The sequence below is a fragment of the Paraburkholderia sp. DD10 genome (assembly GCF_049177125.1).
Lineage (GTDB): Bacteria > Pseudomonadota > Gammaproteobacteria > Burkholderiales > Burkholderiaceae > Paraburkholderia > Paraburkholderia terricola.
This window is the reverse complement of sequence record NZ_CP185393.1, coordinates 1970117-1985461: the sequence shown is the minus strand read 5'-3', so window position 1 is coordinate 1985461 and position 15345 is coordinate 1970117. Positions and strand designations below refer to the sequence as shown.

11 protein-coding genes are annotated in these 15345 nt (G+C 65.8%); 9 read left to right on the top strand and 2 right to left on the bottom strand.

All coding sequences use genetic code 11. The annotated features are described in order from the left end of the window. Positions 1-109: 109 nt before the first annotated feature. The 8 genes from ACOCG7_RS24155 to ACOCG7_RS24120 all read left to right on the top strand — a co-directional run bounded on the left by ACOCG7_RS24155 (position 110) and on the right by ACOCG7_RS24120 (position 10165). Positions 110-1345 (top strand): aspartate aminotransferase family protein, encoded by a 1236-nt coding sequence (locus ACOCG7_RS24155; RefSeq protein ID WP_083084002.1) that lies wholly within the window; start codon positions 110-112, stop codon positions 1343-1345. Positions 1346-1382: 37 nt separating this feature from the next. Next, complete coding sequence (gene aruF, locus ACOCG7_RS24150) at positions 1383-2438, top strand: arginine/ornithine succinyltransferase subunit alpha (protein ID WP_083084348.1); 1056 nt, start codon at positions 1383-1385, stop codon at positions 2436-2438. Then, positions 2435-3472 (top strand): arginine N-succinyltransferase, encoded by a 1038-nt coding sequence (astA, locus tag ACOCG7_RS24145; RefSeq protein WP_073430057.1) that lies wholly within the window; start codon positions 2435-2437, stop codon positions 3470-3472. Before aruF ends, astA begins: the two co-directional genes overlap by 4 nt. A gap of 2 nt (positions 3473-3474) precedes the next feature. After that, positions 3475-4938, top strand: a complete 1464-nt coding sequence (gene astD, locus ACOCG7_RS24140) for a succinylglutamate-semialdehyde dehydrogenase (protein WP_083084347.1) — start codon at positions 3475-3477, stop codon at positions 4936-4938. 9 nt (positions 4939-4947) lie between these two features. Continuing rightward, positions 4948-6288 carry an N-succinylarginine dihydrolase gene (astB, locus tag ACOCG7_RS24135; RefSeq protein ID WP_083084001.1) on the top strand — a complete coding sequence of 447 codons (1341 nt, stop codon included), beginning with the start codon at positions 4948-4950 and terminating at the stop codon, positions 6286-6288. After that, positions 6272-7324: a succinylglutamate desuccinylase gene (gene astE, locus ACOCG7_RS24130; RefSeq protein ID WP_227470772.1), complete on the top strand. Its 1053-nt coding sequence runs from the start codon at positions 6272-6274 to the stop codon at positions 7322-7324. Before astB ends, astE begins: the two co-directional genes overlap by 17 nt. 270 nt (positions 7325-7594) lie before the next feature. Then, entirely contained in the window at positions 7595-8395 is an 801-nt protein-coding gene (locus tag ACOCG7_RS24125; RefSeq protein ID WP_083083999.1) for an ABC transporter substrate-binding protein, read from the top strand. Positions 8396-8791: 396 nt separating this feature from the next. After that, positions 8792-10165 (top strand): EAL and HDOD domain-containing protein, encoded by a 1374-nt coding sequence (locus ACOCG7_RS24120; RefSeq protein WP_244744890.1) that lies wholly within the window; start codon positions 8792-8794, stop codon positions 10163-10165. A 131-nt stretch (positions 10166-10296) separates the two neighbouring features. Here ACOCG7_RS24120 and ACOCG7_RS24115 read toward each other — a convergent pair whose 3' ends face one another. Continuing rightward, on the bottom strand, positions 10297-11754 hold the full coding sequence (locus ACOCG7_RS24115; protein WP_073430052.1) for an HDOD domain-containing protein: 1458 nt from the start codon (positions 11752-11754) through the stop codon (positions 10297-10299). Between the two features lie 91 nt (positions 11755-11845). Beyond that, a complete protein-coding gene (locus ACOCG7_RS24110; RefSeq protein ID WP_073430051.1) occupies positions 11846-13660 on the bottom strand; it encodes a putative bifunctional diguanylate cyclase/phosphodiesterase in 1815 nt (604 codons plus the stop codon). A 300-nt stretch (positions 13661-13960) separates the two neighbouring features. On the opposite strand from ACOCG7_RS24110, the gene ACOCG7_RS24105 reads away from it, so the two are divergent. Beyond that, entirely contained in the window at positions 13961-15328 is a 1368-nt protein-coding gene (locus ACOCG7_RS24105; RefSeq protein ID WP_083083997.1) for an EAL and HDOD domain-containing protein, read from the top strand. Positions 15329-15345: the final 17 nt, after the last annotated feature.

The window sequence follows — 15345 nt, the reverse complement described above, 5'->3', positions numbered from 1 at the left end:
CGCTTGCGGCGCGTGGAAGCTCATAGAAAGCGTCGCGTATGCGCAAGACGTATCGCCTGCGGTTTCCTACACTAACGGTATTACCTCTCACCTGTAACGAGGATTTGCCATGAACGACCTGACTGTGACACGACAGACCTTCGACGAAGTCATGGTGCCGGTGTTTGCGCCCGCGCCCTTCGTGCCGGATCGCGGTCTCGGCTCGCGCGTCTGGGATACGCAAGGCCGCGACTATATCGACTTCGCCGGCGGCATCGCCGTCACCGCGCTCGGTCATGCGCACCCCGAACTGCTGAAAGTGCTGCACGAGCAGGGCGGCAAGCTGTGGCACATCGGCAATGGCTACACCAACGAGCCGGTGCTGCGTCTCGCCAGGCGTCTGGAAGATCTGACGTTCGCCGACCGCGCGTTCTTCGCCAACTCGGGCGCCGAAGCGAACGAAGCCGCGCTGAAGCTGGCGCGCCGCGTCGCGTTCGAGCGCCACGGCGCGGATAAATTCGAAATCGTCTCGTTCACGCAGTCGTTTCATGGCCGCACGTTCTTCACCGTGAGCGTCGGCGGTCAGCCGAAGTATTCGGAAGGCTTCGGCCCGGTGCCCGAGGGCATCATCCATTTGCCGTACAACGATATCGAAGCCGCGAGGAAAGCGATCGGCGCGAAAACCTGCGCGGTGATCGTCGAGCCGATCCAGGGCGAGGGCGGCGTGATCCCGGCCGATCCGGCGTTCCTGAAGGCGCTGCGCGAGGCCTGCGATCAGCACGGCGCACTGCTGATTTTTGACGAGGTACAAACGGGTGTGGGCCGCAGCGGCTATTTCTACGCGTACCAGGAAACCGGCGTCACGCCCGACATCCTCACCACCGCGAAGGCGCTCGGCAACGGTTTCCCGATCGGCGCGATGCTGACCACCAACGAACTGGCCGCGCATTTCAAGGTCGGCGTGCACGGCACGACGTATGGCGGCAATCCGCTGGCTTCGGCGATCGCCGAGAAGGTGGTCGAACTGGTCAGCGATCCCAGGCTGCTCGAAGGCGTGCATGCGCGCAGCGATGCATTGAAGAACCACCTCGCGAAACTCAACGAGCGCTTCGGTTTGTTCAAGGAGGTGCGCGGCAAGGGTCTTCTGATCGGCGCGGAATTGACCGATGCGTTCAGAGGGCGCGCGAAAGACTTCGTCACCGCGGCGGGCCAGCACGGCGTGATCATGCTGATGGCGGGGCCGGACGTGCTGCGCTTCGTGCCGTCGCTGATCATGCCGCTCGACGACATGAACGAAGGCTTCGCGCGTCTCGCGAAGGCCATCGAGCAAATCGTCGGCGTGAAGGCCGAAGCGCCGTTGAAATAACCCACGCCATCATGCGTCACATTCAACAGGAACGATGATGCTCTTCGTACGCCCCGGCCGCCTCGCCGATCTCGATGCGCTCGAACACATGGCGCGCACCGCGCAACCGGTGCTGCATTCGCTGCCGCACGACCGGGCTGCGCTCGAAGCGCGCGTCGCATTGTCGGAAGACTCGTTTCGCGCGGAGGTCGATTTTCCGGGCGAAGAGTTCTACCTGTTCGTGCTCGAAGACCCGGCAAGCGGCAAGCTGATGGGCACGGCGAGCATCGTCGCCGCGGCCGGCTACTCGGACCCGTTCTACGCGTTTCGCAACGACGCGCTGATTCATGCGTCGCGCGAATTGCACGTGAACCGCAAGATTCACGCGCTCACCATGTCGCATGAACTGACCGGCAAGAGCCGGCTCGCGGGCTACTACATCGACCCGTCGCTGCGCGGCGACGCGGCCGCGCATCTGATGTCGCGGGCGCGCATGATGTACATCGCCGCCAATCGCAAGCGCTTCACGTCCGAGGTGTTCTCGCTCCTGCTCGGCGTCACCGACGACGCGGGCGTGTCGCCGTTCTGGGAAGCCGTGGGCCGCAAGTTTTTCGGCCGCGATTTCGCCGACATCGAAATCGAATCGGGCGGCCGTAGCCGCACCTTCATCGCCGAAGTGATGCCGACCTATCCGATCTATGTGCCGCTGTTGCCGGAAGCGGCGCAACGCGTGCTCGGCGAACCGGACTCGAAGGCGTTGCTCGCCTACGAGATCCACCTGGAAGAAGGTTTCGAAACGGACCGCTACGTCGATATTTTCGATGCGGGCCCGGTGCTGACCGCGCAAGTGGACCGCAGTGCGTGCGTGGCGCGCAATGAAACGCGCGTGGTCCATGAAGCCGCGGCCGCTCCCGACGGCGCGACGTATCTGATCGCGCACAACGGCGCGGACGGGGAATTTCGCTGCGTACTCGGCGACCTCGCCGCGGACAAGCAAGCCGGCGCGTCGTTGTCTCACGCGGCGCGCGCGGCGCTCGGCGTGGAAGAGGGCGATACCGTGCGCTGCGTGCCGCTGCACCAGCCGCATCGGCAAGAATCGGGAGACGCACGATGATCGTCGTTCGCGTTGTGCAACGAGGCGATGTGGACGCGCTCATGCGTCTCGCGCAGGAAACCGGCCCGGGCCTCACCACGTTCAAGCCGGATCGCGAGGCGCTTGTCGCGCGCATCGAACGCGCGCGCCGCACGATGGAAGACAAAGCGGCGCCGCACGAGGCCGGCTACTTCTTCGTGATGGAAGACACCGACACGGGCGACGTGGCCGGCGTCTGCGGAATCGAAACGGCGGTGGGTCTGCAGCAGCCGTTCTACAACTATCGCGTGAGTACCGTGGTGCACGCGAGCCAGGACCTCGGCATCTGGACGCGCATGCGCGCGCTCAACATCTCGCACGACCTCACGGGTTACGCCGAAGTGTGCTCGCTGTTCCTGAGCCCGCGTTATCGCACGAGCGGCGTCGGCGGCTTGCTGTCGCGCTCGCGCTTCATGTTTCTCGCGCAGTTTCGCGAACGCTTTCCGCAGCGTCTATGCGCGGAATTGCGCGGCCATTTCGACGAGCAGGGCACGTCGCCGTTCTGGCGCGCGGTCGGCTCGCATTTCTACCAGATCGATTTCAACGCGGCGGACTACCTGAGCTCGCACGGCCGCAAGGCGTTTCTCGCGGAACTGATGCCGCGCTATCCGGTGTACGTGGAACTGCTGCCGGAGGAAGCGCAGCAATGCGTCGGCCTCACGCACAGCGACACGATTCCGGCGCGCCGCATGCTCGAATCGGAAGGGCTGCGCTACGAGAACCACGTCGATATCTTCGACGCGGGCCCGGTGCTCGAATGCCACATCTCCGACTTGCGCACCGTGCGCGAGAGCGTGGTGGTGCCGGTCGAGATCGCCGACGTGCCGGCGGGCGCGCCGCAGGATGCGCCGCGTTCGCTGGTATCGAATACGTCGCTGGGCGATTTTCGCGTGGGCGCGGCGGCGGGCGTGCCGCAAGACGGCGTGTTCCGTCTGTGCGCCGCCGAGGCCGCGGCGCTCGACGTCAAGGCAGGCGACCCGGTGCGGGTGCTGCCGTTGAAACATAAACAGGGATGATCATGAGCGAGCTTTTCATCGACGGCGAATGGGCCGCCGGCACGGGACCCGCATTCGCGTCGCGCAACCCCGGTACGGGCGCGACGGTGTGGGAAGGCAACAGCGCGTCGGCGGACGACGTCGATCGCGCGGTACGCAGCGCGCGCCGCGCGTTTGCGGCGTGGTCCGCGTTCAGCCTCGACGAGCGTTGCGGCGTGGTGCGCCGCTTCGCCGCGCTCGTGACCGAGCGCAAGGAGGCGCTGGCCGAGGCGATCGGCCGCGAGACCGGCAAGCCGCTGTGGGAAGCGCGCACCGAAGCCGCTTCGATGGCGGCGAAAGTCGAGATTTCGATTCAGGCCTACAACGAACGCACCGGCGAAAAGCGTTCGGCGATGGCGGACGGCACCGCGGTATTGCGGCATCGTCCGCATGGCGTGGTGGCGGTGTTCGGGCCGTATAACTTTCCGGGCCACCTGCCGAACGGGCACATCGTGCCGGCGCTGATCGCGGGCAACGCGGTCGTGTTCAAGCCGTCGGAACTCGCGCCGGGCGTGGCGGCCGTCACCGTGCAGATCTGGCGCGACGCGGGCTTGCCCGCGGGCGTGCTGAATCTGGTGCAAGGCGAGAAAGAGACCGGCATTGCGCTCGCGAACCATCGGCAGATCGACGGTTTGTTCTTCACCGGTAGCTCGGACACCGGCACCTTGCTGCACAAGCAGTTCGGCGGGCGGCCCGAGATCGTCCTGGCGCTGGAGATGGGCGGCAACAATCCGCTCGTGATCGGGCCGGTTGCCGATCTCGACGCCGCCGTGCATCACACGATCCAGTCGGCGTTTCTGTCGGCGGGGCAGCGTTGCACGTGCGCGCGCCGCATCTTCGTGCCGAACGATGCGTTCGGCGACCGCTTCATGGCGCGCTTCACCGAGGTCACGTCGCGCATCAGCGTCGGTGAATACGACGCCGATCCGCAGCCGTTCATGGGCGCGGTGATTTCGGCGCGCGCGGCTGCGCGGCTCGTCGCCGCGCAAGAGCGTTTGCTGGCCGACGGCGCACAAGCGTGGCTGAAGATGGAGCAGCGCGATCCGAAGCTCGGCTTCGTCACGCCCGCGATTCTCGACGTGAGCGCGGTGCAGGATCTGCCCGACGAGGAACATTTCGGCCCGCTCGCGCAAGTCATCCGTTACGGCAACTTCGACGAGGCGCTCGACAAGGCCAACGACACCGAATTCGGTCTCTCGGCGGGCCTGCTCGCCGACGACGAAGCGCTGTGGACGCATTTCCAGCGCACCATCCGCGCGGGCATCGTCAACTGGAACCGGCCGACCAACGGGGCTTCTTCCGGCGCGCCGTTCGGCGGTCCGGGGCGCTCGGGCAATCACCGGCCGAGCGCGTATTACGCGGCCGATTACTGCGCGTATCCGATGGCGTCCGTCGAAAGCGCGCAACTGCACATGCCCGCGAGCGTCTCGCCGGGCCTTCAATTCTAAGGATCGACGATGCAAGCCACTGAAGCCAATTTCGACGGCCTGGTCGGCCCGACCCACAACTATGCGGGGCTCTCGTTCGGCAATGTCGCGTCGCAGAGCAACGAGAAGTCGATTGCGAATCCGAAGGCGGCGGCCAAGCAGGGCCTGCGCAAGATGAAGCAACTGGCCGACCTCGGCTTTCATCAGGGCGTGTTGCCGCCGCAGGAGCGGCCGTCGATGCGCCTGTTGCGCGAGCTCGGTTTTTCCGGCGACGACGCCACGGTGATCGCCCGCGTGGCGAAAGACGCCCCCGAGTTGCTGGCTGCCGCAAGCTCTGCGTCGGCGATGTGGACGGCGAACGCGGCCACCGTGAGCCCGTCCGCCGATACGCACGACGGCCGCGTGCATTTCACGCCGGCCAATCTGTGCAGCAAGCTGCATCGCGCGATCGAACACGAATCCACGCGCCGCACGTTGCGCGCGATTTTCAGCGACGACGGCCGTTTCGCGGTGCACGAAGCGCTGCCAGGCACGCCGGCGCTCGGCGACGAAGGCGCGGCGAATCACACGCGCTTTTGCGCTGAATATGGCGCACGTGGCGTCGAATTCTTCGTCTATGGGCGCAGCGAATATCGCCGTGGACCGGAGCCGAAGCGCTTCCCCGCGCGTCAGACTTTCGAGGCGAGCCGCGCGGTCGCGCAGCGCCACGGTCTCGCGGATGCGGCCACCGTCTATGCGCAGCAGAACCCCGACGTGATCGACGCGGGCGTGTTTCATAACGACGTGATCGCGGTTGGCAATCGCACCACGCTGTTCTGTCATCAACTCGCGTTCGTCGAACAGAAGGCGGTGTACGACGAGTTGCGCTCGAAGCTCCTGGGGCTGAAAGCCGAGTTCAACGTGATCGAAGTGCCCGACGCGCAGGTGAGCGTGGCCGACGCCGTCACCTCGTATCTGTTCAACAGCCAGTTGCTGACGCGCCCCGACGGCAAGCAGGTGCTGGTCGTGCCGCAGGAGTGCCGTGAGAACGAGCGCGTTGCCGCCTACCTCGACGGTTTGACGTCGCGCACCGGTCCGATCGACGACGTGCTGGTGTTCGATTTGCGCGAGAGCATGAAGAACGGCGGCGGCCCGGCGTGTCTGCGGCTGCGCGTGGTGCTCGACGACGCGGAGCGCGCGGCGGTGAACGGCGGCGTGTGGATCGACGACAAGCTGTTCGGCCGTCTCGATTCGTGGATCGAAAAGCACTATCGCGACCGCCTCGCGCCGGCCGATCTGACCGATCCGCAATTGCTCGCCGAATCGCGCACCGCGCTCGACGAACTGACGCAGATTCTCGCGCTGGGCTCGCTGTATGACTTCCAGCGCTGAGCACGGCATGCCGGTTGCGCTGCTCGACGATTTCCTCGCCTATACGCTGGCGGGTTCGCGGCCTGCCGCGCAGGAGGCGCAGGGTACGTGTGCCCACGGCGCGCGCTGGTCGTGGCTCGATGATGGCGTGCTCGTCATCGAGCCCGCGGCGCAGGAGCGCGATACGCGTAGCGTGCTCGCCTCGGCCGGCATTCACGGCGACGAGACCGCGCCGATCGAACTGCTGTCGCGTCTCGTGCGCGATATCGCGCACGGCGATGCCGCGCTGACATGCCGCTTGATGGTGATCCTCGGCAACGTCGACGCCATGCGCGACGCGTGCCGTTATCGCGACGACGATCTGAACCGCCTCTTCAGCGGACGGCACGAACAACTGCCGCACAGCCACGAAGCGCCGCGCGCCGCCGCGTTGGAACAGGCGGCGATGCGCTTTTTCGCCGCCGCGTCGGATAAGCCGGGCGCGCGTTGGCATGTCGACATGCATACGGCGATTCGCGCCTCCGCCTTCGAGCAATTCGCGTTGTTGCCGCATACCGGCAAGCCGTTTTCGCGCGCGATGTTCGCATGGCTCGGCGAGGCGCGCATCAGCGCGGTGCTGTTGCATACCACCAGGGCCAACACGTTCTCGAACTTCACGGCTGAGACTTGCCGTGCACAAGCTTGCACGCTGGAACTCGGCAAGGTGCAGCCGTTCGGCCAGAACGACCTGACACGGTTCGCGGGCGCGGATGAAGCGCTGCGTCATCTGCTCGCCGGGACGAACGGCAACACGCAGGCGGCGATGCCGCGCGTGTTCACCGTGATCGATCAACTCACCAAGCACAGTGAAGCGTTTGAATTGCTGCTGGCCGAGGACGTGCCCAACTTCACGCCGTTCGCGAAGGGCACCCTGCTCGCGCGCGACGGCGACTATCGCTACACCGTGCGTCACGATGAAGAGCGCATCGTGTTTCCGAACGCCACGGTCAAGCCGGGTTTGCGCGCCGGTTTGCTGGTGATCGAAACCACCGGCGAGACGCTGTCGCAACTCGTCTAGCCGCGCGTCGCTTTAGTTGTTTTATGTTCTCCGCCTTGCGTGAACGCGACACGGATTTGCACGTTCGACGTGCATCGATCCGGCGTCGCGCGACGCTCGCGCTTGCCTCGCCCCGTCAGTCGTACGCAACCCGGCCTGTACAATCGCCGCCTCGCGGCTGTTGCGTTGCACCACACCGGCCGCGCGAGTTTGAATCGCCTTTTTGGCGCGGCAATCATGTTTGCCCGGATTCGGCTCCGTCTTATTCAATACCGTAGAGGAACACCCGTAATGAAGATGAATTGGCGAAACATGGCTGCGCTCGCGCTGTTCGCGGCGTCGGCGGTCACGGTAACGGCAGGCACCCCGTCGGCGGCGGACATCAAGGAAGTGCGCTTCGGCGTCGAGGCGTCGTACGCGCCGTTCGAATCGAAGTCGCCGTCGGGCGAACTGCAAGGTTTCGATATCGACGTCGGCAACGCGGTGTGCGCGAAGCTCAAGGCGAAATGCGTGTGGGTCGAGAATTCGTTCGACGGCCTGATTCCGGCGTTGCAGGCGCGCAAGTTCAACGCGATCAACTCCGACATGACGATCACGGATCAGCGCCGCCAGGCGGTCGACTTCACCGATCCGATCTATTCGATTCCGAATCAGATGATCGCGAAGAAGGGCAGCGCTTTGTTGCCTACGCCGGCCTCGCTCAAGGGCAAGCACGTCGGCGTGCTGCAAGGCACGATTCAGGAAGCGTATGCAAAGGCGCGCTGGGCGCCCGCCGGTGTCGACGTCGTGCCGTATCAGACGCAGGACCAGATCTACGCCGACCTCGCCTCCGGGCGGCTCGACGCCGCGTTCCAGGACGCGGAAGCGGCCTCGAAGGGCTTTCTGAAGAAGCCGCAAGGCGCGGGCTTCGAGTTCGCCGGCCCGGTCGTCACGGATGAGAAACTGCTCGGCGCGGGCGTCGGCTTCGGCATCCGCAAGGGCGATACGGCGCTGAAGAACGCGTTGAACGAGGCGCTCAAGGAACTGAAGGCGGACGGCACGATCGACCGCTTCGCGGCGAAGTACTTCGACGTGAAGGTCGTGTTGAAGTAATGCCTGGTGAGGGTTTCTTTTGAAGTAAATGCAAGCGGCCGCTGATCGTGAACAGCGGCCGTTTGCATATTGAAAGCCCGGAAGCGATACCGGCCACGGCGCGAGTCGGAGCGCCGGCGGCCCTCTCCATGCGCTCTTCAGAGCGATGTTTTGCAGGGAGTCGCGCGCCCCTTCAAGCATTGTCTATTGCTGGCCGGTTATCGTTCAGGCCGCTCGCCAAATATTTCCAGATATTGCTTCACAGGCATGTCCGCCGATAACGGCGTGAGATAGAATCGCCTGGCGCATCGCGGGCGAAACGGCTCCTGGGCTTCAGACCTTGGGCCGCGCGCTGTCGATGCAGCAAAACCAAAATACAGCAGGAGGCGCCGGGGTGGCGCTGAGCGGGGGATCGGAATGAGCACCACCATCGCAATCGAAAATCCGGGCCATACAGGCGCCACGGACGATACGCAATTGAACGCCAGCTTTGCGCGGCAACCGATTCTGAATCGGGACGGCATGCTGTGCGGCTATGAGATCAAGGTCCGCGCGCCGGCATGGCCCGACGCCGCGGCCAACGAGCCGGCTTCGAACCCGAACACCCAGGCGGAGCCCGACGCGGCGCCGGGCCGCGCGCCGAGTCCCGCGCAACAGGTGGCGAACGCGATCGTTCGCGGCCTCGTGCAAGGCCACGTGCGCGGCGCGCTCACCGGGCATCCGGCTTACGTGGATGTAAGCCGCGAGTTGCTGCTCGACGACGCAATCGAGCGGCTGCCCGCCGAGCGCTTCATGCTCGAACTGTCGCCCGCAATCGAAGTCGACGAGGCGCTGATCGAGCGCATCGTGCAGTTGCATGGCCGGCGCTACCGCTTCGTGCTCGACGAAGTGACGCAGCCCAACGAGTGTTTCGCCAGGCTGCTGCCTTACGCGGACGTGGTCAAGATCGACGTGACACGCGCGCCGGCCGCGCTGTTGCCCAAGCTCGCGAGCGTGCTCAAGTCGGCGGGCAAATTATTGATCGCGTCGGGCGTGGACACGCAGGCCGGTTTCGAGGCGGCGCTGGCGCTCGGCTTCGACCGTTTCCAGGGGTATTTCTTCGCGCGTGCGCAGACCTCGTTGACGCGCCGTGTCAGCGCGCCGCGGCATGCGTTGCTGAATCTGCTGCAACTGCTGGCGGGCGATCCGACCGTCGCGCAGCTCGAAGCCGAGTTGAAACTGAATCCGGTGCTCGTGATGCATCTGATGAAGCTCGCGAATTCGAGCGGCCTCGCGGTCGGCCATAAGGTGACGACGCTGCGCGAAGCGATCAACGCGACGGGCACCGACCGCATCGCGCGCTGGACGCAATTGCTGCTCTACGCCGACGGCCGCAAGGTCGCGCTGGAAGACGATCCCTTGCTGCAACTCGCGGCGACCCGCGCGCGCTTCATGGAACTGGCGATCGAGCGCTTGCCGGAAGCGGGGCGTGACGAGGCCGACGCGGCGTTTCTCACCGGCGTGTTTTCATTCGTCGATGCGGTGTTCGGCGGCTCGCTCGAAAGCACGCTCAATGTGCTGACGCTGTCGCGGCCGATCCAGGCGGCGATTCTGCATCGCGAGGGCGTGTTGGGCTTGCTGCTCTCCGCGGTCGAAGCGCTGGAGCGCGGCGCATGGGATGACGTCGAGGCCATGTGCGCGCGCCTGCAGCCGTTGACGGTGGAAGAGGTCGCCCAGTTGGGCTTGATGGCGGGCGCGTGGGCAGGGGTGGCGGATCGCGGCGCGGAAGGGTTGGAGCGGATCGAGGATTGAGGATTGAGGCTTGAGGCGTGTATCCGAAGGGCTGCGGCATGCAGAACATGCCGCGCTCCGCACGCGAGGCGTCGGGCAAATGCAGAACCGGTAACAAGTGAAGCGCCGCGATCAACGATCACGCCACGTCTTCACATCGTCTCCATTTCCCGCATCTGCCCCAGACCAAAAAAACGGCCTAACTCCTTGGCCAGTTCGTTCAACACGCTCATTTCCTTCTGCGAGATTCTGCGTGGCTCCTGAGTATGCGACCAGTCGCCGTACAGCAGCGCCACCGTCTGCCCGGTTTCGTCGACCACCGGCAACAGAACGAAGGCGCGGGCGTCGTCGAACGAGCGGCGGAACCACTCGGGCAGCCGCGCGACCATCTTCGGATCTCGCGCGTTCTCGATGAAAATGCCGACCGAGTTCGCAATCGCGAGATGAAACACGTCGGGCTCGAAGGCGGTGTTGAACGTCAGCCGGGGCAGCGCCGCGTCGATCTTCGGACCGAGACCCAAACGCGCCTTGAAGGTGCCGTTGCTGTGCTTGACGAACACCACGGTGCGCGCAAAACCCAGTCCGGCAAGCACGGTTTCCGAGGCCATCGCAAGCGCCGGCGCGAGCGGGCTGCCGGTGGGCAGACCGCGCAGATCCTCCACGCCCGCGGCGATGCGCGCTTCCGGATTGAGCGCCTCGCGCGCGATCGCGTCCGCGTTGGCGCGCAATTCGACGATCTCGCGCATCACGCCGTCGCCGCCTTCCTCGCGGGCCAGCGCCACGCTCATCTCGAGCAGCACTTCGGGATCGGTGTTCAGCACGCGGCTATATTCCTGCGCCAGTTCGCCGATGCGCGCCTCGCGCTCCTCCTCCGGCATGCCCGACTGGGTGAGCACGTCGGCGACGGCCGTGGAGTAATTGGTGATCGCGCGCAGCCATTGCACCTGGCGCGGCTGCTCGGTGTCCTGCGGGTCGAACTCGCCCATGCCGGAGCGGATCATGTCGGGCAGCCGCCAGCGCACCGCGGCTTCGGCGCCGATCTCGTCGAACGTGACGCCGAGCACCAGCACGCAGGCGTCGGTCTCGAGCGCGCCGTCGTCGATATGCCGGCGGATCTGGTCCCACTCGGCGTCGAGATAGAACACCACCAGCAGCTTGCCGATCTGCCGCATCAGCGTGCAGACCACGGCTTCCTCGCCGGCGCGCAGATCGCCGCGCTCGGTCAGCTTGCGCGCGACGCAGCCCGAGAGCAGGGTGCGGTTCAATTCGAGTTTCGCGTCGATGCGGCGCGGCGCGCTGTGATGAAAGTGATCGACGATCTTCAGGCCGACGACGAGGTGGCCGACCGCGTCCATGCCGAGCACCATCAGCGCGCGCGAGACGGTGGTGATGTTGCCGCCGAACGCCATGTACATCGCCGAATTGGCGAGCCGCAACACTTTCTGGGTCAGCGCGAAGTCCGATAACACCACCTGGACGAGGCCGGTGAAGTCGAGGTCGTCATTGTTCATCGCCGCCATGGTGCTGCGCAGCGACTGCGACAGCATCGGAAAATCGCCGCGCTCGCTCATTCGCGTCCAGAGCCGGTCGAGCACTGCCGCCTTTACCATGTGAATCCCGCAGAAGCCATACCTGTTCCAATGAATGCCACGCCGGCCATGAGCCGGCTTGTTTCGCCGCGTGAGCGCTGGGACCGCATCGCTAGACGGTGTGCAGGTGAAGCGAGCGCGCCTCGAAACGCTGCGCGAGTTCCTCGGAAGGCAGCGCCTGGCAGACGAGCCATCCCTGTATGTGGTCACATCCCATTTCGGTGAGCAGCGCGCGCTGCGCTTCCGTTTCGACGCCCTCGGCCACCAGTTCGAGATCGAGTGTTTGCGCGAGGCCGACGACGGCGCTCACGATGGCCTGATCGTTTCGCGAGGTTAGCAGATTCTCGACGAAACTCCGGTCGATCTTGAGCTTGGCGAGGGGGAATCGTTGCAGGTAAGCCAGGCTCGAATAGCCGGTGCCGAAATCGTCGACGGCAAAGCGGATGCCCATCGCGGTCAGATCCTCGAGCAGCACCTTGGCGTGCGCGGGGTCGTGCATCAGCAGGCTTTCCGTAATCTCGAACACGAGGCGGCGCGGATCGATGCCGGTCAACTCGATCGCCTCGCGCACGGCGTCCTTGAAGCGCGGGTCGCGGAACTGCTGCGGCGAGACGTTCACCGCCACGTATTGCAGCGAGATGCCCTGCGCATCCCATTGGATCAACTGCATGCAGGCGACCTTCAACACCCAGTTGCCGAGGAAGTTGATCAGGCCGATCGACTCCGCGAGCGGAATGAACATCGACGGCGGCACGAGGCCATGCACCGGATGCGACCAGCGCATCAGCGCTTCCACGCCGACCACGCCGTGCGTGCGGCTGCTCGTGATCGGCTGGAAGTGCAGCGAGAACTCGCCGTTGCGCACGCCGTCGTAGAGATCGGCCTCGAGCTTCAGGCGCTCGGCGTCGGCGGGGTTGTCGTCCGGCACGTAGAAGGCGAGCGTGTTGCCGCCGGCCGCCTTGGCTTGCAGCAACGCATGGTCGGCCCAGCGCAGCAGATGGGTGTCGTGGCCGGCGGTGTCGTTGGCATGGCGCACGTCGGGATAGAGCGCGATGCCGATGCTCGCCGACAGATGCACCTGCTGGCCGTTGAACGCATACGGCTGCTGGATCGCGGTCAACAGCCGCCGCGCCAGCGCTTCCGCGGCGGCGGCCGCGTCGGTGCGGCTGGCGGCGGGCTTGACGAGGATCGCGAACTCGTCGCTTGCCACGCGCGCGACGGTCTCGCTCGGGCTCGTCATGTTCAACAGACGCCGCGCGGTGTCGCGCAGCATCTCGTCGCCGGCGTCGTAGCCGAGCGCGCGGTTCACGCGCTGATAGTCGTCGATGTCGAGCAGCAGCAGCGCGGCCGGCGTGCCGTGCGCGTCGGCTTGCTGTTGCGCGTCGAGCACGGCGGGGATCAGCGCCGGCTGATTCGCCAGATTGGTGAGGCGGTCCAGATGCAGCGCCTGGGTCAGGCGTTCCTCGCTGGCGCGCCACGCGGAAACGTCGAAGCCGGCGATCGCGTAGCCGTCGATGCCGTCGTGATTGCTGCGCACCACGCGCAGTTCCACCGTGATCGGATAGGTCAACGACTTGATGAGACCGAGCGTGGCCTTCTCGACGTTGCCCGACGCGGCGGCGCGCGCGAGCAGGGCGTCGAGGCGCGCCACGTCGGCGGGCGCGACGAGTTCGTGCAGCGTGACGGTCTCGAGATACTCGCGGTGGTAGCCGATGAAGCGCAGGCTGGCGTCGGACACGTAGATGAAGCGCAGTTCGCGGTCGACATGCGCGAGCAGATCGACGGCGCCGACCACCTGTTCCAGTTGCGCGGCGCGGCTATTGGCCATCCGCGGCTTGACGTCCGCGCGCCGGCCGAACGCCCGAAGCCGGTCCACGACCGTGCGCAAGGAGCCCCGGCGGGGCGCGGTGATCCTGTTCGCTTCCATGTTTGTCGCTGGCAACCTGTGTTCGTCTGCAGGCGGAGCGGCTCGCGGTCCGCCGTGCTCGGGCGGGTCGAGAGGTATCAGGCCGCCCCATCAGAACAAGATAACGACCCGCGCCGGCAAATCTTTAGCGATTGATGCAAGAAACATGCTGTAAGGGAGCCGTCGTGCGCGCTGGCCGTGCTTCTGGACCCGTTCGGTTAAAGCGCGACGGCCCGGTGTCCGTTAATACGGCAAACCTGTTATGCAGTGCCGGTTGTGACGCCGCTGCATGGCCTTTCCGAACCCTTGCGCCGATGATCCATGTCTGAACGTCACATTGTCAGGGCTATTTCCCGGCGTTGCGGGGTGCTCGATCCGTCTGCCGCGGGCGCCGATGCCGGGGCCGATGTTAGGGCCGATGGTAGGGCCGATGCCGCGGGCCAGTTCGTCTACCTGGGCCGCCAGCCGATTCTCGATCGCGACGGCGCGCTGCATGGCTACGAATTGTTGTTTCGAGCGGGCGCGCATAACTATGCCGAAGTCGGCAACGACGCCCAGGCCACCGCGCACGTGGTGGCGCGCACCATCGGCGGGATCGGTGTGCCGGCCGTGCTCGGGCGGCATCGCGGCTTCGTCAACATCGACCGCGCGCTGCTCTTTAACGACATCGTCCATCTGATGCCGCCCGAGCGCTTCGTGCTCGAAATCCTCGAAACCGTGAAGTTCGATCCGCAACTGACGCGGCGGCTGACCGAATTGCGGCGCGCCGGTTTCGAAGTGGCGCTCGACGACGTCAGCGAACTGTCGGACGAACTGTTCGCGGCGTTGCCGTATGCGGACATCGTCAAGATCGATTTTCTGCTGACCGCGCGTGACGCGCTGCCCGGGTTGGCGGCGGCCGTGCGCGCTCACGGCAAGACGCTGATCGCCGAGAAGATCGAGACGCGCGAGGACTTCATGCTTGCCCGCGAGCTCGGCTTCGATCTGTTCCAGGGGTACTTCTTCGCGCGGCCGCAGGTGTTGACCGCGCCGCGCAACCGCTCGCTGCGGCCAGGCCTGCTGCGTCTGTTGGGACTGCTTTCGCGCGATGCCGGCATCGTCGAGCTGGAGGCCGAACTCAAGCTGAACCCCGGCGTGGTGGTGCAACTGCTGCGCCTCGTCAATTCGAGTGCGTTCGGCCTCGGGCGCAATATTGCGTCGCTGCGCGAGGCGATCATCGCCGCGGGCACGCGGCAGATCGCGCGCTGGGCGCAACTGCTGCTCTACGCGGACAGCGGCGATCTGCCGTGGCGCGCCGATCCGCTGGTGCACCTCGCAGGCACGCGCTCGCGCTTCATGGAACTGGCCGCAAGCCGGCTGCGCCCGGCCGATGATGAATTCGCCGATGCGGCTTTCATGACCGGCATTTTTTCGCTGGTGCATGTGGTGGTCGGCAGCACGCCGGCTGCGGTGCTGGAGAAACTCGGCCTCGCGCCGCGGATTCGCGAGGCGATCGTCTCGCGCGGCGGCACGCTCGGCGCCTTGCTGCGTGTCGCGGAAGCGGCCGGCGAGGGCGCCGATGCGGCGTCGATCGCGGCTGGCCCCGATGCGCCGCCCGGCTTCGCCGCGCTCACGCCCGACGTGCTGGCCGAGCTGAATCTGTGCGCGGCGCTGTGGTTTGGCGCGCATGTCGAGGAGGCGGCCGCCTAAGGTTGCGGGCGGCGGCT